Genomic DNA, 21,835 nt, shown 5'->3' with positions numbered 1-21,835 from the left:
AATATTAAGGAGGCTATTAAGATGGCGAAGTTAATTACAAGGGAAGAACAACAAGAACAATATACATGGGACTTAACAACTATCTTTTCTTCTGACGAAGCATATGAAGAAGCTTTTAAAGAGTTAGAAGGCTATTTAGGTAAAGAAGAACAATTCAAAGGTCGCTTGAAAGATAGTGCAGAAACATTGTATAAAGCGTTATTACTTGATAGTGAAATTGATGAGAAATTAGGTAAAGTTTATGTTTATGCTCATTTGAAACATGATCAAGACACAGCAAATGATAAATACGCTGGATATGAAGGGAAGGCAGCAACACTTGCTAATAAATTTGCGAGTGCATGGAGCTTTATTTTACCTGAATTAATGTCTATTGATGAAGCAACATTAAATGAATTTGTTGAATCAAACGATGATTTAAAAAGATATCAATTTGATATTGAGAAACTTAATAAGAAAAGACCTCATATATTAAGTGATAAAGAAGAAAAGATTTTAGCTGAAGCGGGGGAAGCATTACAAACACCTAGCAATGTATTTGGTATGTTCAATAATGCTGACTTAACATTTAAACCAGCAGTTGATAAAGATGGAAATGAACACGAACTGACACAAGGTACATATACTAAATTGTTAGAATCTGAAGACCGTGTGTTAAGAAAATCTGCTTATGATAATGTATATGAAGCTTATGGAAGTCATAACAATACATTAACAGCAACGTTAAGTGGGAAAGTTAAGACTGCAATATTTAGTTCAAAAGTTCGCAAGTACAACTCAGCACGTGAACAAGCATTATCAAATAACTTTATTCCAGAAGAAGTGTACGATAATTTAATTGCGACTGTACATAAGCATTTACCATTGTTACATCGTTATACTGCTTTAAGAAAAGAGTTACTCGGTTTAGATGAAATGCATATGTATGATATGTATACACCACTCGTTAAAAACTCTTCATTTGAGATGCCATATGAAGAAGCTAAAGACTGGATGGTTAAAGCGTTACAACCTATGGGTCAAACGTACATAGATGTAGTTGAAGAAGGTTTAAATAATAGATGGGTAGATGTTTATGAGAATAAAGGTAAACGCTCTGGTGGTTATTCTTCAGGCGCTCACTTAACAAATCCATTTATTTTACTTAACTGGACAGACTCTATTTCTGACTTGTTTACGTTAATTCATGAATTTGGACATTCTGCACATAGTTATTTCAGTAGAAAACATCAACAATCAAATGAAAGTGATTATTCAATCTTTGTAGCGGAAGTTGCTTCAACAACTAACGAAGCGTTATTAAGTGAATATATGGATAAGAACTTAGAAGATCCTGAAAAGCGTAAATATTTATTAAACCAAGAGTTAGAAAGATTTAGAGCAACATTATTTAGACAAACAATGTTCGCTGAGTTTGAATATCTTATTCATAAAATTGTAGAAGATGGTGAACCATTAACTGCTGATCGTTTAAATTCTGAGTATGCAGAACTTAATAAAAAATATTTCGGAGATGCTGTTGTGACAGATGAGAACATTGCCAAAGAATGGTCACGTATACCTCATTTCTATTATAATTTCTATGTTTATCAATATGCTACAGGTTATAGTGCGGCACAAGCATTGAGCAAACAAATATTAGAAGAAGGGGAACCAGCAGTTGAGAGATATATTAATGAATTCTTAAAAGCAGGTAGCTCAGATTATCCGATTGAAGTATTGAAAAAAGCTGGTGTAGATATGACATCTAAACAACCAATAGAAGAGGCAATGGAAGTATTTGAACAGAAACTCAATGCCTTTGAAAAGCTTGTAAAAGAGAAATAAATGTATGTAGACGTTTCCAATATGACAACTGTGTGACAAATTAAAAAAAACGATGTTTTTTGTTGAATTTAGTGTACAGACCATGTTATATTACATACATGAAATTAATCACATAACAAACATACCCCTTTGTTTGAAGTGAAAAATTTCTCCCATCCCCTTTGTTTAAGCACCGTGTAATCAGACACGGTGTTTTTTATTTATACCTTTAATCTAAAATATAAAAAATAACATCTCATTTCTAATTGAATGAACAAGTGAAATGAGATGTTATTTAATTTAAGCAAGGATACGGATCCTATACTTATTATTTACTTTTCTTGAATTTCCAAAAATCTCCGTGTACAGAATCTTGTTGTTCTATATAATTTTGGAGTTGTAATTTTTTTAATTCGCGTTTAACGATTTTCTCTGGCCATTCATATATTGTCGCAATTTCTTGTTCAGAAATAATGGATTGCGACTGTATATAGTCAAGTAATTTTGGAGGGAGTTGTTTCTCAACTTCAGTTCCAATAAGTTCTTGAATGATATACGTATAAATATGATATGGGTATAAACCTTCTACTTTAAGTCCTTCAGAATGTACATCTTCATTAAAGAACACAAGTGATGGTGTCATATTGATATCCATTTCACGCGCAATGTGCAAATCTGTTTGTAAACTTTCAGTCAATGACTGCTCTTTTAAGTCTTTAATAAATACAGATAAATCAATTCCAGATTTGTACGCACATTTTCTAATTAACTCAGTTGTAATGATTTTTTCATGAGGTATAATTTCATTCTGAATTAAGTTTAGAAATCTGCTCGCTCTATTATGTCCTTGTAATTCTGCTGCTTTAAATGCTAAAGCTACATTATCAAATTCACATGTGCTTTGAGCCTGACATTTAGTCAAAACTTTTAGAGATGGGTTCAAAATCTGACGAATTTTAACATATTTTTGATATTCAATTTTTAACTTTGCTAATGTAGCTGATAGATTAAAACAATCTTCGCAAAATGGATCGAAAAATGAATAAATTTCGATTTTGCTTACAGGTGTTAAATCTATATTATTTTGTTCATTAGCATGGATTATTCTTAATTCTTCGGCCATATTATCCACCTTCAACTATATTAAGCGTTAACCATGTGGTTTGCAGTTAGCTTGAGTCTTTCATATAAATATTCTTGTATATCTTTATTTAATCGAGATTGGGTAAGGGCTTCAAGCATATTCTCTAGCCAAGCATCTCTTTCTTTATTCGTAATTCTGAAAGGTAAATGACGTTGTCGTAACATCGGATGACCATGTTCTTCTGTATATAATGCTGGACCACCCAAAAACTGAGTTAAAAACTGTTTCTGTTTACGACTCGTTTCTGCAAAGTCACCAGGGAAAAGATGATTAATACGATTATCGCGTTCAACGAGATAATAAAAGTGATCAATCATGTCGTACAAATCTTGGGGGTCGATTACTTCATATGGGGTCATAATTTCACCTTTTCTTGCTTATTTCATTATCGATAATATTAATATAACATGTTCTTAAATTTTTAAAAGTATTTCGACTTGTAACGAAAGTAAATTCATGTTCTTTTGCGATCTGCATTGAAAAAGCGCACCACTTTATTATTTGGAATATTTCTTTTTATATTCATGTCATTCAAAATTTTATTAAAAGCAATTTCGCCTTTAGCATAGTCTTTAACTTCGAATTCTAATTCGTAATCTTCAATACCTAAATAAATACTATGATCTAATACTAAAAGTCCAGTGCCTATATCTTTTTCTAATCTATAAGTCGTTAAATCACCAAGTTGTCTTAGGTCATTCAATGGAATATTGAACTTATTTAATATTTCAGTAATGTTTTCTGGAAGATATTGTTTGTCTAATCGTTCACCTTGTTTAGGAACTTCCTCAACGATTTCGTTATATTCTAGAAGACCAACTTCTTGTGGGACTTTTAATGTCATTTCATAATTATGATTCTTTTCACGTATTCGTAGTGCCATTTTTTGTGACATAATATCATGATTATTTGTATCTATATAGTAATTTGTTTGTTTAAAAGGCTCACTTTGTTTAAAATAATATTGTTTGATTAATTCATAATCTTCAAGCGTGAGCATATTCTTGAATTCAATTTCGAGTTCTTGTCCCATTTTGATATACACTTCCTTTTACACTATTATTATAGAAGATTTACGGATAAACAAGTAATTATACAAAATTGACTTGATGATATGAATGTTTAAATTAAAATGTGTTAAAATAGATTGGAATAAGGAGGAACAACAATGCGTATTTATGTAAATGAAATTAAAATAAATGATAATCAAATCAAATGTTATACAGACCAACCAACTGAGGGATTAGAACCAGCAGAGCATATGATTGTAGATAGCGATAATCATGCATTTGTATATATGCTTGATAGTGGTGAACAATACCATTATTTATTATTTGTAGAGGAAACATGGTCAATGATTCATGAACACTTCGACAAAGAGGTCATCGTCAATGATCATTTAGTATTAACTTCATTTAAAGAAGAAATGGAATTTTTATTAGATAACATCGCAGATAATCACAACTATGGTAAAGCGTTTGTAGCTTCGGTAGAGGAAGCATTTGAATTAAACAAAGCGGAGTGATGGTTATGAATCAATGGGAAGAATTTTTGGCACCATATAAGCAAGCAATTGACGAATTAAAGATTAAATTGAAGGGGTTACGTAAGCAATATGAATCTTTAGATAAACCTTCGCCAATTGAGTTTGTTACAGGTCGTGTTAAACCTATCTCAAGTATTATAGATAAAGCAAATCAACGTAATATTCCTTTTGATCGATTAAGAGAGGAAATGTATGATATTGCAGGTTTAAGAATGATGTGTCAGTTTGTTGATGATATAGATATCGTTGTAGAACTATTAAGACAACGACAAGATTTTGAAGTTGTAGAAGAACGAAATTATATCGAATATACAAAAGAAAGTGGATATCGCTCGTATCATGTCATTATTAGTTATCCAATTGAAACGTTACATGGTCAAACAAATATTTTGGCAGAAATTCAAATTAGAACATTAGCGATGAATTTCTGGGCGACGATTGAACACACTTTAAGATATAAGTACGATGGTGATTATCCTCCTGAAATAAGAAATAGACTAGAGAGAGCAGCTGAGGCAGCATTTTTATTAGATGAAGAAATGTCTGAAATACGTGAAGAAATTCAAGAAGCACAGAAATATTATTCCAGACAGAAAAGTAATAAACATAAACACGATTAGGGGTGAATGCTTTGAAGTATAATATATTATCAAAAGGTGATTCAAAATCGAATGCTTTAATGTATAAGATGAAAAATCATATGAATGACTTTAATATGGTTGAAGACAAAGAATCACCCGATATCGTAATTTCTGTTGGTGGAGATGGTACTTTATTACAAGCATTTCACCAATATAGTCATATGTTAGGTGATGTCAGTTTCGTAGGTGTACATACTGGGCATTTAGGTTTCTATGCTGATTGGTTGCCACATGAAGTTGAAAAACTCATTATTGAAATTAACAATTCAACTTATCAAGTTATAGAATATCCATTATTAGAAGTGATTATTCGTTATAAAAAAGGCGGATATGAAACGAGATATTTAGCTTTAAATGAAGCGACAATTAAAACAGATAATGGTGCAACACTAGTCGTAGATCTAGTATTAAGAGGCGAGCAGTTTGAAAGATTTAGAGGTGATGGTTTATGTGTATCAACACCATCTGGTTCAACAGCTTATAATAAAGCTTTAGGTGGAGCACTTATACATCCATCACTAGAAGCTATGCAAATAGCTGAAATAGCTTCTATTAATAACCGTGTCTTTAGAACAGTCGGTTCTCCGCTTGTACTACCTAAACATCACGTTTGTCATATACATCCTGTAAATAGCGATACATTACAAGTTACGATTGATCATGTAAATGTTAAACATAAAAATATTGAATCGATTCAATATAGAGTAGCAAATGAAAAAGTCCGCTTTGCGAGATTTAGACCATTTCCTTTCTGGAAAAGAGTGCATGATTCATTTATTTCGAATGAGGATTAAATATGAAAGTATTACAATATAGAGCAACTTCTTCAATGACTTTGAAGACATTCTTATATGATAAAGGCATTTCTAAAAAGAGTTTAAGCGCCATTAAGCAGAATGGCGCTTTATTAGTGAACAAAAAACACGTTACCGTTAGAAAAGAAATTCATGAAGGTGATGAAATTGATGTTCATTTACCAAATGAAACTCCTAGTCATAATTTAGAACCATTTACATTTGATTTAAAAATTTTATTTGAAGATGAATGGTTTATTATCGTTTCTAAACCTGCCATGATGAATACTGCACCTTCTAGAGAACATCCTCATCATAGTTTAGTTGAAGCGGTGTTAAGCCATATGATAATGAATGGTGAGCGAACGATTCCACATATTGTGACACGTTTAGATCGCGGTACAAGTGGTATAGTTATATTTGCGAAGCATCAATTATTACATCATATGGTTTCAAATACAACAATTAGTAAATACTATGTTGCACTTGTTCACGGGGCTGTTGAACCGAAGAAAGGTGTTATTAAAGCACCAATCGCACGTGCTAAACATTCTATTATAGAAAGAGAAGTTTCTGAAGAAGGTAAGTTTGCACTTACAGAATATGAATATTTAGATGGTGATGCTGAAAATAGCATGCTTAAATTACAGTTGTTTACAGGTAGAACACATCAAATAAGAGTGCATCTCGCACATATTGGATATCCTATTATAGGGGATAGTTTATATGGATTTGAAGATGGTCAATATGAGCATCAATTACTGCAGTGCTATCATATAGAATTTGAACATCCTATTACTTTGAAACAATTGCATATTGTTGATGAAATGCACTATAACCTATGCGGTGTAGGTATGATATAATAAATTGTATTTTTATGAGGAGGTGGCAAAGTTGGTTAATGAAAATAATGAAATTTACATCGAAGACGAAGCTTTTGATAAAGAAAAGTTAGACGAATTATTAGCAAATGATGAAATAGACCAATTTAGAGAAGAATTTTTAAATATGCATACATATGACCAAGGTGAATACTTTGAAATATGTGATAATGAGCTTAAACAAAAAATATATCAATTCCTTTCTCCGTTAGAAGTAGCTGACTTCTTTGAAACGACTGAGTTAGATGATGAAGAATATGAAGAAATTTTTCAAAATATGAATGCTAATTATGCAAGTCAAATGTTAAGTGACATGTCATACGATAACGCAGTTGATATTTTGAATGTATTATCTAAAAGTAAAATAGCCACTTTACTCACACTCATGAATCGTGAAGATGCTAGAGAAATTAAAGCATTACTTCATTATGAAGAAGACACTGCCGGTGGTATTATGACCACTGAGTTTATTTCAGTATATTCAACAATGTCTGTTAAAGAAGCGATGTTCTATGTTAAAGAACAAGCACCTGAAGCGGAAACAATATACGTTATTTTCGTTGTAGACGAAAATAAAAAGTTAGCAGGCGTTATCTCATTAAGAGACTTAATCGTTGCAGAAAATGATGCATATATTGAAGAAATTATGAGTGAACGTGTTATCAGTTCTAATGTAGCTGATGACCAAGAAGACGTAGCACAAACAATGCGTGATTATGACTTGATTGCGTTACCTGTAATAGACTATCAAGATCATTTACTAGGTATCATTACAATCGATGATATCTTGGACGTTATGGATGAAGAAGCAAGTGAAGACTACTCTAAATTAGCCGGTGTATCTGACATCGACTCTACAAATGATTCTGTCTTCCAAACAGCTATGAAACGGTTACCTTGGTTATTAATATTAACGGTTTTAGGTATGATTACAGCATCCATATTAGGCCAATTTGAAGATACACTTTCACAAGTTGCACTTCTTGCAGCATTTATACCTATCATTAGTGGTATGAGTGGTAACTCAGGTACACAATCTCTTGCCGTATCTGTACGTAATATTTCAACAGGTGAAATAAATGAACAAAGCAAATTTAAGCTCGCACTTCGTGAATCAGGTTCAGGATTAATGACTGGTTTCTTCTGTGCAATAAGTTTATTTATTATAATTGTCTTATTATATCGCGAACCTGTATTGGCACTCATCGTTTCAGTTAGTTTAACAATTGCGATGACTGTAGGTACTTTAATGGGTGCAATTATACCGATGTTTATGAATAAAATGAATATTGACCCTGCAGTTGCAAGTGGACCATTCATTACGACAATAAACGACATTGTCAGTATGTTGATCTACTTTGGTTTAGCAACAGCATTTATGTCTTATCTAATATAAGGAGAATAATATGGAGCATTCTAGTTTTACATCTCTCGTTATTGTTGTTATTGCTGCATTTTTAACACCTATACTTGTAAATAGGTTGAAAATTTCTTTCTTACCTGTTGTCGTTGCTGAAATCTTAATGGGGATAATCATAGGTGACTCTTTATTTGGATTAGTAAAAGAAGATGCATGGTTATCTATCTTGTCGACGTTAGGTTTTATATTTTTAATGTTCTTAAGTGGTTTAGAAATTGATTTTAACGCGTTTAAGACGAAACAAACTTCAGATGATCAAGAAGGAAATAATATTCCAAGTAATTTATATTTAACGGCTGTCGTATTTTCATTAATTATGGTTTTATCTATTTTATTAGCCTTTATATTTAAATGGACTGGTTTAATAGACGACGTATTATTGATGGTCATCATCATTTCGACAATTAGTTTAGGTGTAGTTGTACCAACAATAAAAGAAATGAATATTATGCATACAAGCATCGGACAATTTATCTTGTTAGTTGCAGTTGTAGCAGATTTAGCAACAATGTTACTGTTAACAGTTTACGGAACAATAAATGCTAAAGGTGATTCACCATTATGGCTTATAGGTATTCTAATCGTCTTTAGTTTTATCTTTTATATTATGGGTGGTTTATTTAAAAAATCACCATTCTTAAAAAAATTAACTTCAGGTACGACTCAAATAGGTATTCGTGCTGTATTTGCACTTATTATTCTACTTGTTGGTTTAGCTGAAGGTGTGGGTGCTGAAAATATATTAGGGGCCTTCTTAGCAGGTGTTATCGTATCGTTATTAGGACCTGACCAAGATATGGTAGAGAAATTAGACTCATTTGGATATGGTTTCTTTATTCCGATATTCTTCATTATGGTAGGTGTGAATTTAAACATACCATCACTAGTGCAAGAGCCAGGTTTACTCATTATCATACCTTTACTGTTTATTGCCTTCTTAATTTCTAAGTTAATTCCAGTTGCATTAATAGGTAAATGGTATGACCGTAAAACGACAATATCTTCGGCATTCCTATTAACGTCAACATTGTCACTTGTAATCGCAGCAGCAAAAATCGCGGAAGAACTTGGAACAATCAGCTCAGAAATATCTGGCATACTTATTCTAAGTGCGGTTATCACGTGTGTCTTTGTACCGATTGTATTTAAGAAGATGTTCCCAATGCCTGAAGAAACTAAGAGAATTGTAAAAGTGAGCTTTATTGGTAAGAACCAATTATCGATTCCAGTTGCTCAAAGTATTCATTCTCACATTTATCAAACTTCAATGTTCTTTAGAAAAGACCTTTCAGATAATAGAAAGTTAGATGAAAGCATTCAAACATATGAGTTGGATGATTATATTGAAGATGAGTTATTAGAATTAGGCTTATTTGATTCAGATATCATTGTATGTTCAGCAAACGATGATCATATCAATAAACAAGTCGCTTTAATGGCACATGATCATGGCGTTAAAAGAATTATTTGTAAACAAGAAAATGGTAGTGAAGATGAAGCATTTGAAGGTAAGAACATTGAATTCTTTAGTAGTTTCTTAAGTAATAAAATTTTACTTAAAGGATTAATTGAATCTCCAAACATGCTGAACTTATTAAGTAACGTGGAAACTTCTCTATATGAAATAGAGATGAAGAACCTTAGCTACCATAATGTTCTGTTAAAATCATTTCCATTTGCTGGGGACGTAATCTTCGTACGTATTATTAGAGGAAAAGATTCAATCGTACCTCATGGTGATACTGAATTACAATACGGAGATAAGTTGATTGTGACAGGATCAAAAGAATATGTTTCACAATTAAAACAAGATATGGAATTTATTTAATAAACTTTGTAAAAATGAGGTTGTACTATAGACCTCATTTTTACTTTTTATTCAATATAAAATAGAAGTATAATGCTTGTCAGGTGGTCTGACCAGTGTTATTATAACGAGTGAATGTTTAGTATAATATACATATTAAAGGAGTATAGTGAATGTTTAATTTAGAAGGTAAAACATATGTAATCATGGGTATTGCAAACAAAAGAAGTATTGGCTTTGGTGTAGCTAAAGTGTTAGACGAACTAGGTGCTAACTTAGTATTCACATACAGAAAAGAACGTAGTAAAGATCAACTTGTTAAATTATTTGAAGAATTAAAAAATCAAAGTGAACAACACATCTATGAGTGTGATGTTCAAAAAGACGATCACGTTGTAAATGCTTTTGAACAAATTGGAGAAAAATTTGGTCATATTGATGGTGTTTACCATTCAATCGCTTTTGCTAACATGGAAGACTTAAGAGGAAGATTTACAGATACATCTCGTGAAGGATTCTTATTAACACAAGATATTAGTTCTTATTCATTAACAATCGTTGCAAGAGAAGCTAAAAAATTAATGCCAGAAGGTGGAAGCATCGTTGCTACTACTTATTTAGGCGGAGAATTTGCAGTTCCTAACTATAATGTAATGGGTGTGGCTAAAGCAAGCTTAGAAGCAAACGTTAAATATTTAGCACGTGACTTAGGCGAAGATAACATTCGAGTAAATGCAATCTCTGCAGGTCCAATCCGTACATTAAGTGCAAAAGGTGTAGGTGGATTCAATGCTATCCTTAAAGAAATTGAAGAACGCTCACCATTGAAACGTAATGTAGATATTATCGAAGTAGGTAAAACAGCAGCTTATTTATTAAGTGACTACTCAAGCGGTGTAACAGGTGAGAATATTCACGTAGACTCAGGTTACCACGTTGTAAGATAATATAGTGAACCAACAAAATTTATGATTTTGTTGGTTTTTTTGTATATGTAGTAACAAAAGTCGGCGGAAGTGTAACTAAGGCGCTCACAATAACATCTTCCACACCAAACAAAAAACTGAAACCGCATTGGTTTCAGTTTTTTGTTATTTTAAGTTATTATCATGTATTGGGTCGTCTTCAACTGTACGGTTCGCACTTGAACTAATAGATTGTCTATGTGTGTATACATTTCGAACGATTGTCTTAAGTACTGCGTATGTTGGTACAGCTATTAAGATAGCTACGAAACCGCCTAAATTACCTGCAGCTAATATTACAGTAATGATTGTAAGTGGGTGAATGTTTAATGATTTACCCATAATGTTTGGTGTTATTACGTTACCTTCGAGTTGCTGACAAATTAAAGTGATAATACTTACCCAAACGAGCATCATAGGATCTTGTATAAGCGCGATTGTTGCTGCTGGTATAAATGCTAACCATGGTCCTAAGAAAGGAATCATATTTGTAATCAGAGCTAATAACGCTAAAAGTAATGCATAATCTAACCCTACAAATGTATAACCAAGGTACAATAAGACACCTAATATAACACTGACTGTAACTTGACCTTGTATATATGATTGTAAAGTTTGATTAATGTCTTTACTTAAATTCACGACAAACCATTTCGTACGTCCTTTAAATGGTCTCGCAATAAACGGTATAAATCTTTCGTGATCTTTTAACATATATATTAAGAAGAAAGGCACTAAGATTAATAAGAACATTGTTGAAACAAATGATGATATATAACTAAATAGGTTTGTTAACATATCTGTTACGATACCGCTTATACTTTCGATTGAATCATTAATCTTTTGCGATATATTATCTGGTAATCGATCTCTTTGTTGTAATGCATAATCAACAACATGCTGAATTTCACGTTGGATATATGGAATGTTCTTGATTAAATTATTAATTTGATTTGTTAATACAGGAGCAATGATAGAGATAAATAATACAACAATTAGTATTAAAGCTACGATGATAATCGAAATACTTCCCCATCTTGGTACTTTCCTTTTTTCTAACATCTTCTGAAAAGGTAAACAAATATAGAATAAGAATCCACCTAATAATAATGGTAGTAATATGGATTTTACGATAATGATAATCGGATAAAATATTTCATTGATTTCCATAAATATTTTAATAATTAGAAACGTAAGGAGAATAGCTATTCCTGTACGAAACCATGCTTTATTTAACAATAGAATTCCTCCTTATCAAACTTTCTCATACTTTTATATTATAAGCGAAATTACAGAATTAACAATGATAAATAAAATAGTTTCTAGAATTCGTGTATTGTTTGAAAGTTTATATTTTTATATATTATTTTAAGTTGTACGGATTAGAATAATTATTAAGTAATTGTGAATATAAGCGTCTGTAAGATTTTACACTTATTATTTCGAGAAAGCTTTTTAACAATATAGTAAGCGCTTACAATTAATGTTATGTTCATTTCAAAAAAATATTGATTGTGTATTTATACATGGTATAATCATAACAAGGTAATTTCGAAATTTTCTGAACATGGGGTTATCTTAAGGCTTACAACAAAGGGGAGATTAATTATGGAATCTATTGTTAGCTTTGCGAATGAGATTGTATGGAGTAAAGCGTTAGTATATGGTCTTTTACTGACTGGTGTTTTATTTTCATTTATGATGAGGTTCTTCCAAGTCAGGCACTTTAAAGAAATGATACGATTAATGTTTCAAGGGGAAAAATCACCAACGGGTATTTCTTCTTTCCAAGCAATCGCAGTATCATTAGCAGGTCGTGTTGGTACAGGTAATATTGTTGGTGTTTCAACAGCAATCTTTATCGGTGGTCCTGGTGCAGTATTCTGGATGTGGGCTACAGCGTTTCTAGGTGCGAGTTCGGCATTTATCGAATCAACACTTGGTCAAATTTATAAAAGAGAAATTAATGGTCAATATCGTGGTGGACCAGCATACTACATAGAATCAGGTATAAAAGGTAAAGCTGGTAAAATATATGCAATTATATTTGCACTTGTAACAGTACTATCTGTAGGTCTATTACTTCCAGGTGTTCAATCAAATGCCATTGCTTCTTCAATGAAAAATGCATTTGGATTAAATCCTTGGATTATTGCTATAGTATTAGCTGTATTATTAGTACTTATCATTTTCGGTGGTATTAAAGCAATTGCAAATGTTGCGACAGCCGTTGTACCTTTTATGGCTATTGTTTACATAGGTTTAGCAGTTGTTATCATTATATTAAATATTCAAGAAGTTCCAGCTTTAATTGGTTTAATTTTCAAATCTGCATTTGGTGTTGAAGCTGCATTTGGTGGTATATTCGGTGCGATGATTGAAATTGGTGTTAAACGTGGACTTTATTCAAACGAAGCAGGTCAAGGTACTGGACCACATGCTGCTGCCGCTGCAGAAGTATCACATCCAGCTAAACAAGGACTTGTACAAGCATTCTCAGTTTATGTAGATACTTTATTAGTATGTACAGCTACAGCATTAATGATTTTAATGTCAGGTACATTTAATACAACAGACGGTGGAACAAATAAAGATGGTTCACCTCATTTAATTCATGACAATGGTATTTATGTACAAGGCCCAGATGGTAGTAAAGACGTATCAGGTACAGCGATGTATGTTCAAGCAGGGATTGACAAAGCATTTTCTGGAGATAACTACACGTTTGATCCAGTGTACTCAGGTTTCGGTTCTTACTTTATTGCCATAGCATTATTCTTCTTCGCATTTACAACGATACTGGCGTACTATTATATTGCAGAGACTAACGTAAGTTATATCATACCGTCCGATAAACAGAAGATATGGATTATATTAGTACGGTTAATCCTCATCGGTGCCACAATATACGGATGTGTTAAAACAGCTGATGTTGCATGGGCGATGGGTGACTTAGGTGTAGGTATGATGGCATGGTTAAATATCATTGCAATTTGGATACTCCATAAACCGGCCTTAAGAGCATTACGAGACTTTGAAATTCAGAAAAAACAAAAAGGATCTGGTTATTATGCAATTTTTAAACCAGGCCCAGATGAAGTGCCAACAGCAAAATTCTGGCATGAAGATTATCCTAAACGTTTAAAAGAGTTTAACTTAGATGATAAATAATTAAACAATATCAAACGCTTTCAAATATACGCTCTCTACTGTACAATAATATTATATGTACAGTTGGGAGTGTTCTTTATGGATAAAAAAATAGGTCTTGTTGACCAAATTAAACTCGAAAGTAAATTTTTAAAAAGGGAAGTGACAATCTCAATTTACTTACCTAAAGACTATACAGATCTATATAAACATCATGTGATCATTACGTTTGACGGTAGGGACTTTTTCCAATTTGGTCAAATTCATCGCGCATACGAGAAATTAAGAACAAATGATGAAATAGAAAGGGCAATCATTGTCGGTGTTCACTATGAAGATGTAGATAAGAGAAGAACAGAATTCCATCCCGATGGAGAATACCGAAAAGAAACGTCACAATTTGTGGTGAAAGAGCTATGTCCTTATATTGATAAAACATTCTCAACTTTGAAAGTAGGTAATGCAAGAATGTTACTAGGCGATAGTCTAGCAGCAAGTATCGCTTTAATGACATGTTTAGAATACCCACATCATTTTAGTCAAGCAGGTCTGTTCAGTCCAATGATCAACGATACAGTTATAGAAGTATTTAACAATTGCTCGTCTAAACATCTATTAACAATCAAACATTATATAGGTAAAGAAGAAGATTCTTTCAAACTTATAAGTGGAGATATGGCAGACTTTTTAACACCGAATCGAGCATTCAGTGAACGCGTTAAACAAGAAGATTTAACTTATGAATACACTGAATTAGATGGTGGACATACATGGAAAACATGGAAGCCTGAATTACCAAATATGTTAAGTTACTTTTTAAGTCATCAAAATCAAAAAAATTTGATATAATAATAATGTAGAAAAACAAAGGAGGAAGTATCATTATGAAATTAGGCATCGTACTTATTCCGTCTAAACCATTCCAAGAACAAGTGAATGCTTATCGTAAAAGATATGACAAACACTATGCGTTAATTGCACCACATATTACAATTAAAGAGAAATTTGAAATTGAAGATAGTAAACTAAATGAAGTGAAATCACAATTAGAGGAAACAGCTAAAGAATTTGAACCAATAAATATTCAAGTGTCTAAAGCATCTAGCTTTGCACCTACTAAAAATGTTATTTATTTTAAAGTGACTAAAACGGATGAATTAGAATCTTTATTTAGTAAATTTAATAATGAAGCATTCTATGGTGAGAGTACACATCCATTCGTACCACACTTTACAATTGCACAAGGTCTTTCAAGCCAAGAATTTGAAGATATTTATGGTCAAGTAAGAATGGCTGGTATAGATCATTCAGAAACAATTGATACAATTAAACTTATGAAGCAAAATGACGACAAAACATGGTCTGAAGAAGCTTCATATACACTAGGATAAATCGACATTTATCTCATATAAATAAGGAAGCAGAAGGTATGGATTTAATACCTTCTGCTTCCTTATTTATTTTATGCTGATTTTCTTTTTCTATAATTAATGATAAAGAATGTGCCATAGAATAATGCTAAGAATAAGAACATAATACTTGATGCATAAATTGTATAATACACATCTCTAAATACTTCAGATATTAAGCCTCCTAATACTGGGCCAATCATTGTTCCAAATCCTTGAACGCTATTGAATACACCCCATGTTTCTTCTTGTACTTTGTTATGAATGTGACCAGCCATAAATGTATTCCATGCTGGTAAGAGTAATCCATAAATTGTACCAATAAGTAGAGCAATCAATAGAACAATAAATAATTGTGTTAAGACCGTTAAGCCAAATATAAATGAGCTATATGCTAAAAATCCTACAAAAATGACAAGATGTGTAAATGCTTTAGAATGTTTGTCCATCAATTTAGAAAAGAATAACATCGAAATGGTACATCCAATACCGCCGACAATGAGTAAAAGTGTATATTCTAATGTCGTAACACCCATATGCTTTGTTGCGTATGTTGGCAATATAGGGACAAGCATGCCGATTGCAGAACCTTGTAAAAAGATACCTGGAAATAGCAATAAATGTCTTCTTGTCACTTGTACGATTTCGCGTAGTTGTTTTTTAACTGATTTACTTTCATAATTTGTTAATTGTACTTTAACGAAATAGAATAATATCCATGCAATGAGTACACATAGCGCCATCATAAATGTAAATCGAGTAGGATGTAGTTTAAATAGTAAGTTCATGAAGATCATACCTGATAATAAACCAACTAACCAACTGAAATAAACATATCCCATTTGTTTACCTCTAGATGCTTCATTCACACTAGATAACATAATGACCCAAATTGGACTGACCGCGATACCTAACAATATGGCACTTAAAATAAATACGATAGGTGACGGTATGAAAATAATGAGTGCTAAACTTGAAAAAGCTAATATAAATCCACACGTTAATATAACAGTTGGACAAAATCGTTTTAGAAGAAAACCTATTACGAAATTGGTTAATGCATCACTGATGAAATGTAAAGAAATCGCTAAAGAAGTAATACCAACAGTCACTTTAGCAGTGGTTGTTGGTAGAATTGGTAAATAACTTAAAATGTACATTCCTCTCGCAAATTCCATCATAAATAATATGATGAGCATTAACCGAAAATCTTTTTTATGAAATGTTTTATCTGATGAAGTATTTGGCATACATAGGAACCTTTCCATAAACTTCATTATAAGAAAGTGAATCACTTAATAATGAAAGTAAGTCTTTGCAAATATTTTCTGTTGATTTTTCAATATAGTTTTCTTCAAGTAATTGTGTCATTTCTTTTAGTCTAGATGGTTGGTTCATAAGTGAAATAACCAGTTTAGTCGCTTCTTCTGGTGTGTGTGCTATTTTACCGTATCCTTTTCGTGCGAAATACTCAGCATTTTCTAATTCTTGTCCAGGTGCTGGATTTAAGAATATCAGAGGTAAATGTCTTGAGAATGCTTCAGAAATAGTGATACCACCTGGTTTAGTAATCATGAGTTGGCTAGATGCCATCCATTCATTCATATGTTTCGTATAACCGAGTATCAACACATTATCATTATCTTTAAAATGATATCTAAGTTCATTTTTTAAGCTTTTACTGTTACCACAAATCATGACAACTTGAGCATCTTTAGCGTACATATCTATTTTACTAATCATCGTTGAAAAACCTGTTGATACACCGAAAGCACCAGCAGACATTAAAATAACCTTCTTGTCTGGATCTAATTTATGTTTCGTTAACCAATGATATCGGTCGATTGGTTGCTCAAATTGTTTCGAAATAGGTATGCCTGTTACTTTGATTGCATCGCTTTCTACTCCGATAGATTCAATTTCATTTTTCAAATCTTTCGTAGCAACATAGTATCTATTTGAGTGTGGTGTTACCCAGTTCTTGTGTAAACGATAGTCCGTCATAACTGTAGCGATAGGTATATTTAAATTGAATTGTTCCGTTAACACAGATACGACTGGTGTCGGAAAAGTTAACAAAATCAAATCAGGCTTTTCTTTTATAAGTAAATTTAATAATTTATTTAATCCATAGTATTTATAGAAACATTTATCAATTTGTTCAGGTCTACTATAGTAGAAGAACTTATACATATTTCTGAAATACTTAAAGCTGTTTATATACCATTGTTTCGCAATTGAAGTCATAATAGGGTGTGCTTCCAAAAATAAATCATGCTCAATAACAGTTAAATGATTTAAATTCATTTCACTAAATTGTTTCACAATACTATTCGTAACTTGTAAATGACCATTACCGAAAGAACCTGTAATAATCAATAATTTTTTGTTTTGAGAAACCATTAGCCACACTCCGTATTTGTATTTAATTTCTATGATAGTTTAACGCATTTTCACTATTTTGTGAAAAGATATTGCCTATAATTACGAAAATAATATAAAAACTTTATACTATATCAATGTTTTAGTTGGAGATATTTAACAAATTATACGTCATTATGCATGGGATTTAGTTAAACTTTTCTGTATCGATTCATACCAATCATATTTAATACTAACAGTAATAAGAATATACCTAATAGTATAAGCCAATTTATATAAATATCTGATAAGTGATAACCTCTTAGCATAACATTTTGAATAGTATCACCAGCATAGTATAACGGCATGATATGTGCGATATATACGAGTACTTTATGCATGCTTTCCACTGGAATGATACCTGCAAAAAATACTTGAGGAATCACAACTAAAGGAATAAATTGAATCATTTGAAATTCTGATGATGCGAATGTCGATAACAATAAACCTAGCGTAAGTGCTATAAATGATACGAGTACATTCGTAACAAATACTAATAATATGTTGCCTTCTGAAACCATTTGTAATACATAAATAGCATATAAAACAATCAAAGTTGTTTGTATGATGGCAAATGTACCATAACCTATTATATAACCTAAAATAATTTCATATTTTTTAATAGGTGATGATAATGTTCTTTCTAAAGTTCCAGATGTTCTTTCTTTAAGTAATGAAATACCTGAAATTAAGAATGTAAAGAAGAATACGAAAAATGCGATTAAAATAGGGGTTATTGTATCAAAATAATTTGTATCTTTATCACCATGTAAATAATGTTCTTTGGCATCTAATTTTGTTATATGAGTTGGGTATTTAGCCGAAACTTGAGACTTTTCGGCTGCTGGCAGTTGTTGAGTTATGGACTGAATGATTTTTCCTTGTTGATTAACGACAGATGACAACTGCTTTGTACTTTGCATAATGACTAATTTATTGATGGTTAACTTTAATTGACTCGTTTTGCTTGGGTCAGTATTTTCGTAGGTTACATCTAGTTTGTTATCGTTTAATGATAGAAAACCATCTAAATGATCCTCTTTAAATTTATGTTTTAAATCTTGTTGGTTTGAATACTTTTGAATATTAATATCTTGTTTTTTGAGGCTTGAAATGATTTGATCGTTTACTTGATAAGTACCCACTTTTAAATCAGTTGACTCATCAGAATAATTAAATAAAAAATAAATCAACGTCATTATTAATAACGGTGCAACGAGTAAGAGCATAAGGGTCCGTTTATCTCTTATAACTTGTTTTAAAATACGCGTGGCAATATTAATCATGTGTACCATCTCCTAACGCTAAGAAGACATCTTCAATCGTATTTACATTAAACGATGATTTAATTTCATTAGGCGTACCATATGAAATAATTTGTCCTTCTCTCATTAGTAATAAACGATCACATTTATCAGCTTCATCTAATACATGTGTTGTGATAAGAATGGTCTTGCCCTCATCTCTAAATTGAAACAAATCATTCCATATTGATTTTCTTAATCTAGGGTCGATGCCAACTGTTGGCTCATCTAAAATCAATATGTCTGGATTTTGAATCATACTAATTGCAAGTGATAATCTACGTTTCATACCTCCGGAAAATGCCTTAACTTTTTTATGTTTTTCGTGTGTTAAGTTAACAATTTCCAGTGTTCGTTTTATTTGTTCGTTGATATCCAATTTATGTGCTTTATGAATATATAATTTCGCAAAGAATTTTAAATTTTCAACAGCGGTTAAATCATCGAATAATGCATCACTTTGAGACATATAACCAATAGACCTTAAAATTTCTCTGTTAGGTATACGATTTCCATTAATCGAAATTGTACCAGAATTCATAGTTGTCATGCCTAAAATACATTTGATCAAAGTCGTCTTGTCTGCACCTGATGGGCCAATTAAACCTGTTATTAAACCAGGTTCAAATTGAGTTGTTACATCTTTTAAAATAACTGCTTTTCCATAAGATTTTGTAATGGATTGAATATTAATCATAAAAGCACCCCTTTATGTTAAAGTAAACGCTCACTCATTTTATAATTGTTTATACTTATAGTCTAAGCTATAAAATCAACTTAAGAAAGTGTATAATAGACCTATTGAAAATAAAGGAGCAATAACGATGAATGTTAAAACGTTATTAAATAAAATAAAAATTAAACAAACTTACGGTCAAATTGACCAAGAAGTTCATGATATTACGACGGATTCAAGAAATGCTCAAGAAGGCTCTATATTTGTGGCATCAAAAGGTTATACAGTAGATAGTCATAAATTTATACCGAACGTAATAGAGCAAGGATGTAGCGTCATTGTGAGTGACCGTTACGTAGAATTAAATGAGGATGTATTATTAATTGTGGTTAAGGATACATTGAAAGTGGCAAGTATCTTTAGTCATGTATTGTTTGATTTTCCAAGTCAAAAATTAACGACGATTGGTGTAACGGGTACAAATGGTAAGACGACAATTGCGACAATGATTCATCATTTAACGAGAGGTTTAGGAAAAAATAGTGCTTATTTAGGTACAAACGGTTTTCAAATTAATGAAACAGTTACAAAAGGTGTTAATACGACTCCAGAAACCGTTACTTTAACGAAACATATTGTTGAAGCGGTTGATAAAGAATGTGAGAGTATGACATTTGAAGTCTCAAGTCACGGGTTAGTTATCGGCAGACTTCGAGGTTTAGAATTTGATATCGCTATTTTTTCAAATTTAACACAAGATCATTTAGATTTTCATGGTACGATGGAAGCTTATGGACATGCTAAGTCATTATTATTTAGTCAATTAGGTCAAGACTACAGAAAAGACAAATATGTCATATTGAATGCAGATGATCCATATATAAAAGAATTAATACCTGTATCACCATTCGAAATATTTACATATGGTATAGATCACGAAGCAGACTTTATGGCTAAAGATATAGAAGAATCTATCAGCGGTGTGCGTTTTACACTTGAAACACCGTTTGGTTCTTACAAAGTACAATCACCTTATTTAGGTAAATTTAATGTCCTTAATTTATTAGCGAGCATTATAAGTTTGTGGGCACAAGGTTATGAATTAAACGACATAACTGAAGCTGTTGAAAATATGCCTGCAGTTGAAGGACGTTTAGAGGTATTAGATAGAAACTTACCAATAGATTTAATTATTGATTATGCACATACACCAGATGGAATGGATAAATTAATAGATGCAGTGAAACCATTTGTAAAACAAAAATTAATATTCTTAGTTGGTATGGCAGGAGAAAGAGACTTAACAAAAACACCAGAAATGGGTAAAATAAGTTGTCGAGCAGATTATGTGATATTCACACCAGATAATCCTGCAAATGATGATCCGAAAATGTTAACAGCAGAATTAGCTAAAGGAGCGACACATAATAATTATGTAGAATTTGAAGATAGAGCAGAAGGCATTAAACATGCAATAGAAATTTCTGAGCCAGGTGATACAGTTATACTCGCATCTAAAGGGAGAGAACCATATCAAATCATGCCTGGACATATCAAAGTGCCTCATAGAGATGATTTAATCGGTTTAGAGGCAGCATATGAAAAGTATGGAGGAAAGCCAAGTGAAGATTAGAGAAAGTCATTCGCAAAACTTAAATTGTAAAGTGTATATATATGAAAATAAAAAAGAAGAATATTTTGTGATTTCAATTCCGGATTTATTTTGGTCTATTGAAGTAGATTACGATTTATACGGAGAATCTTTAATTGAGCATTTATACTTGCATTTGTTTAATGTACTTGATGAAGATGAAGCAAATGAATTAGCAAATAGAATTAGCCAATGGACATCCGAATTATAAGGAGAAATG

The 21,835-nt window shown here is 31.8% G+C and carries 21 protein-coding genes; 13 read left to right on the top strand and 8 right to left on the bottom strand.

Annotation, left to right across the window (positions count from 1 at the left end; genetic code table 11):
• Nucleotides 1-21 precede the first annotated feature (21 nt).
• Entirely contained in the window at nucleotides 22-1,827 is a 1,806-nt protein-coding gene (gene pepF, locus MUA60_RS11355) for an oligoendopeptidase F (RefSeq protein WP_262648321.1), read from the top strand.
• A gap of 307 nt (nucleotides 1,828-2,134) precedes the next feature.
• Here pepF and MUA60_RS11350 read toward each other — a convergent pair whose 3' ends face one another.
• The 3 genes from MUA60_RS11350 to MUA60_RS11340 all read right to left on the bottom strand — a co-directional run bounded on the left by MUA60_RS11350 (nucleotide 2,135) and on the right by MUA60_RS11340 (nucleotide 3,983).
• On the bottom strand, nucleotides 2,135-2,929 hold the full coding sequence (locus MUA60_RS11350; RefSeq protein WP_262648320.1) for a DsbA family protein: 795 nt from the start codon (nucleotides 2,927-2,929) through the stop codon (nucleotides 2,135-2,137).
• 20 nt (nucleotides 2,930-2,949) lie between these two features.
• The gene (locus MUA60_RS11345; protein ID WP_049319860.1) at nucleotides 2,950-3,309 is read right to left on the bottom strand and encodes a globin domain-containing protein; all 360 of its coding nucleotides are present in this window, start codon (nucleotides 3,307-3,309) and stop codon (nucleotides 2,950-2,952) included.
• 95 nt (nucleotides 3,310-3,404) lie between these two features.
• Nucleotides 3,405-3,983 carry a CYTH domain-containing protein gene (locus tag MUA60_RS11340; protein ID WP_103361598.1) on the bottom strand — a complete coding sequence of 193 codons (579 nt, stop codon included), beginning with the start codon at nucleotides 3,981-3,983 and terminating at the stop codon, nucleotides 3,405-3,407.
• Nucleotides 3,984-4,118: 135 nt separating this feature from the next.
• On the opposite strand from MUA60_RS11340, the gene MUA60_RS11335 reads away from it, so the two are divergent.
• The 7 genes from MUA60_RS11335 (at nucleotide 4,119) to fabI (ending at nucleotide 10,986) form a co-directional block, all read left to right on the top strand.
• Nucleotides 4,119-4,475, top strand: coding sequence for a UPF0738 family protein (locus MUA60_RS11335; RefSeq protein ID WP_025905666.1), 357 nt, complete (start codon nucleotides 4,119-4,121; stop codon nucleotides 4,473-4,475).
• Nucleotides 4,476-4,480: 5 nt separating this feature from the next.
• Entirely contained in the window at nucleotides 4,481-5,116 is a 636-nt protein-coding gene (locus MUA60_RS11330; protein WP_025905665.1) for a GTP diphosphokinase, read from the top strand.
• A gap of 11 nt (nucleotides 5,117-5,127) precedes the next feature.
• The gene (locus MUA60_RS11325) at nucleotides 5,128-5,931 is read left to right on the top strand and encodes an NAD kinase (protein WP_262648319.1); all 804 of its coding nucleotides are present in this window, start codon (nucleotides 5,128-5,130) and stop codon (nucleotides 5,929-5,931) included.
• Nucleotides 5,932-5,933: 2 nt separating this feature from the next.
• Nucleotides 5,934-6,794: an RluA family pseudouridine synthase gene (locus MUA60_RS11320; protein ID WP_262648318.1), complete on the top strand. Its 861-nt coding sequence runs from the start codon at nucleotides 5,934-5,936 to the stop codon at nucleotides 6,792-6,794.
• Between the two features lie 31 nt (nucleotides 6,795-6,825).
• Nucleotides 6,826-8,208 carry a magnesium transporter gene (gene mgtE, locus MUA60_RS11315; RefSeq protein ID WP_262648317.1) on the top strand — a complete coding sequence of 461 codons (1,383 nt, stop codon included), beginning with the start codon at nucleotides 6,826-6,828 and terminating at the stop codon, nucleotides 8,206-8,208.
• A gap of 10 nt (nucleotides 8,209-8,218) precedes the next feature.
• Nucleotides 8,219-10,060, top strand: a complete 1,842-nt coding sequence (locus MUA60_RS11310; protein ID WP_262648316.1) for a cation:proton antiporter family protein — start codon at nucleotides 8,219-8,221, stop codon at nucleotides 10,058-10,060.
• Nucleotides 10,061-10,212: 152 nt separating this feature from the next.
• Entirely contained in the window at nucleotides 10,213-10,986 is a 774-nt protein-coding gene (gene fabI, locus MUA60_RS11305) for an enoyl-ACP reductase FabI (RefSeq protein WP_262648315.1), read from the top strand.
• Between the two features lie 144 nt (nucleotides 10,987-11,130).
• On the opposite strand, the gene MUA60_RS11300 is transcribed toward fabI, so the two are convergent.
• Nucleotides 11,131-12,243 carry an AI-2E family transporter gene (locus MUA60_RS11300; protein ID WP_037588889.1) on the bottom strand — a complete coding sequence of 371 codons (1,113 nt, stop codon included), beginning with the start codon at nucleotides 12,241-12,243 and terminating at the stop codon, nucleotides 11,131-11,133.
• Nucleotides 12,244-12,609: 366 nt separating this feature from the next.
• Here MUA60_RS11300 and MUA60_RS11295 point away from each other — a divergent pair, with 366 nt between their 5' ends.
• The 3 genes from MUA60_RS11295 to MUA60_RS11285 all read left to right on the top strand — a co-directional run bounded on the left by MUA60_RS11295 (nucleotide 12,610) and on the right by MUA60_RS11285 (nucleotide 15,545).
• The gene (locus MUA60_RS11295; protein ID WP_262650620.1) at nucleotides 12,610-14,175 is read left to right on the top strand and encodes an alanine/glycine:cation symporter family protein; all 1,566 of its coding nucleotides are present in this window, start codon (nucleotides 12,610-12,612) and stop codon (nucleotides 14,173-14,175) included.
• Between the two features lie 78 nt (nucleotides 14,176-14,253).
• On the top strand, nucleotides 14,254-15,003 hold the full coding sequence (locus tag MUA60_RS11290) for an alpha/beta hydrolase-fold protein (RefSeq protein WP_262648314.1): 750 nt from the start codon (nucleotides 14,254-14,256) through the stop codon (nucleotides 15,001-15,003).
• A gap of 35 nt (nucleotides 15,004-15,038) precedes the next feature.
• Entirely contained in the window at nucleotides 15,039-15,545 is a 507-nt protein-coding gene (locus MUA60_RS11285) for a YjcG family protein (RefSeq protein ID WP_262648313.1), read from the top strand.
• Nucleotides 15,546-15,616: 71 nt separating this feature from the next.
• On the opposite strand, the gene ltaA is transcribed toward MUA60_RS11285, so the two are convergent.
• From ltaA to MUA60_RS11265, 4 genes are all read right to left on the bottom strand, one after another.
• Nucleotides 15,617-16,813: a lipoteichoic acid biosynthesis MFS flippase LtaA gene (gene ltaA, locus MUA60_RS11280; RefSeq protein WP_262648312.1), complete on the bottom strand. Its 1,197-nt coding sequence runs from the start codon at nucleotides 16,811-16,813 to the stop codon at nucleotides 15,617-15,619.
• Nucleotides 16,791-17,966: a diglucosyl diacylglycerol synthase gene (locus tag MUA60_RS11275; RefSeq protein WP_262648311.1), complete on the bottom strand. Its 1,176-nt coding sequence runs from the start codon at nucleotides 17,964-17,966 to the stop codon at nucleotides 16,791-16,793. The genes ltaA and MUA60_RS11275 overlap by 23 nt, the downstream gene beginning before the upstream one ends.
• Before the next feature lie 170 nt (nucleotides 17,967-18,136).
• Nucleotides 18,137-19,270 carry an ABC transporter permease gene (locus MUA60_RS11270; RefSeq protein ID WP_262648310.1) on the bottom strand — a complete coding sequence of 378 codons (1,134 nt, stop codon included), beginning with the start codon at nucleotides 19,268-19,270 and terminating at the stop codon, nucleotides 18,137-18,139.
• On the bottom strand, nucleotides 19,263-19,985 hold the full coding sequence (locus MUA60_RS11265; RefSeq protein ID WP_262648309.1) for an ABC transporter ATP-binding protein: 723 nt from the start codon (nucleotides 19,983-19,985) through the stop codon (nucleotides 19,263-19,265). The genes MUA60_RS11270 and MUA60_RS11265 overlap by 8 nt, the downstream gene beginning before the upstream one ends.
• Nucleotides 19,986-20,112: 127 nt before the next feature.
• On the opposite strand from MUA60_RS11265, the gene MUA60_RS11260 reads away from it, so the two are divergent.
• Together MUA60_RS11260 and MUA60_RS11255 are read left to right on the top strand one after the other, a co-directional pair.
• Nucleotides 20,113-21,597, top strand: a complete 1,485-nt coding sequence (locus MUA60_RS11260; RefSeq protein WP_262648308.1) for a UDP-N-acetylmuramoyl-L-alanyl-D-glutamate--L-lysine ligase — start codon at nucleotides 20,113-20,115, stop codon at nucleotides 21,595-21,597.
• Entirely contained in the window at nucleotides 21,587-21,826 is a 240-nt protein-coding gene (locus tag MUA60_RS11255) for a YueH family protein (protein WP_025905650.1), read from the top strand. Before MUA60_RS11260 ends, MUA60_RS11255 begins: the two co-directional genes overlap by 11 nt.
• The last annotated feature ends 9 nt before the right edge of the window (nucleotides 21,827-21,835 follow it).

The sequence above is a fragment of the Mammaliicoccus sciuri genome, assembly GCF_025561425.1.
In the GTDB taxonomy this organism is placed as follows: Bacteria; Bacillota; Bacilli; order Staphylococcales; family Staphylococcaceae; genus Mammaliicoccus; species Mammaliicoccus sciuri_A.
The sequence above is the reverse complement of the archived record's forward strand: the minus strand, read 5'-3'. Positions and strand labels throughout refer to the sequence as shown.

Excerpts from the sequence above, each read along its gene's own strand:
- MUA60_RS11330 (WP_025905665.1), top strand. The coding sequence starts at position 4,481 with ATGAATCAATGGGAAGAATTTTTGGCACCATATAAGCAAGCAATTGAC.
- MUA60_RS11340 (WP_103361598.1), bottom strand. The coding sequence starts at position 3,983 with ATGGGACAAGAACTCGAAATTGAATTCAAGAATATGCTCACGCTTGAA.
- MUA60_RS11290 (WP_262648314.1), top strand. The coding sequence starts at position 14,254 with ATGGATAAAAAAATAGGTCTTGTTGACCAAATTAAACTCGAAAGTAAA.
- MUA60_RS11345 (WP_049319860.1), bottom strand. The coding sequence starts at position 3,309 with ATGACCCCATATGAAGTAATCGACCCCCAAGATTTGTACGACATGATT.
- MUA60_RS11285 (WP_262648313.1), top strand. The coding sequence starts at position 15,039 with ATGAAATTAGGCATCGTACTTATTCCGTCTAAACCATTCCAAGAACAA.
- MUA60_RS11335 (WP_025905666.1), top strand. The coding sequence starts at position 4,119 with ATGCGTATTTATGTAAATGAAATTAAAATAAATGATAATCAAATCAAA.
- MUA60_RS11275 (WP_262648311.1), bottom strand. The coding sequence starts at position 17,966 with ATGGTTTCTCAAAACAAAAAATTATTGATTATTACAGGTTCTTTCGGT.
- ltaA (WP_262648312.1), bottom strand. The coding sequence starts at position 16,813 with ATGCCAAATACTTCATCAGATAAAACATTTCATAAAAAAGATTTTCGG.
- MUA60_RS11350 (WP_262648320.1), bottom strand. The coding sequence starts at position 2,929 with ATGGCCGAAGAATTAAGAATAATCCATGCTAATGAACAAAATAATATA.
- MUA60_RS11265 (WP_262648309.1), bottom strand. The coding sequence starts at position 19,985 with ATGATTAATATTCAATCCATTACAAAATCTTATGGAAAAGCAGTTATT.
- MUA60_RS11260 (WP_262648308.1), top strand. The coding sequence starts at position 20,113 with ATGAATGTTAAAACGTTATTAAATAAAATAAAAATTAAACAAACTTAC.
- MUA60_RS11270 (WP_262648310.1), bottom strand. The coding sequence starts at position 19,270 with ATGATTAATATTGCCACGCGTATTTTAAAACAAGTTATAAGAGATAAA.
- fabI (WP_262648315.1), top strand. The coding sequence starts at position 10,213 with ATGTTTAATTTAGAAGGTAAAACATATGTAATCATGGGTATTGCAAAC.
- pepF (WP_262648321.1), top strand. The coding sequence starts at position 22 with ATGGCGAAGTTAATTACAAGGGAAGAACAACAAGAACAATATACATGG.
- MUA60_RS11310 (WP_262648316.1), top strand. The coding sequence starts at position 8,219 with ATGGAGCATTCTAGTTTTACATCTCTCGTTATTGTTGTTATTGCTGCA.
- MUA60_RS11320 (WP_262648318.1), top strand. The coding sequence starts at position 5,934 with ATGAAAGTATTACAATATAGAGCAACTTCTTCAATGACTTTGAAGACA.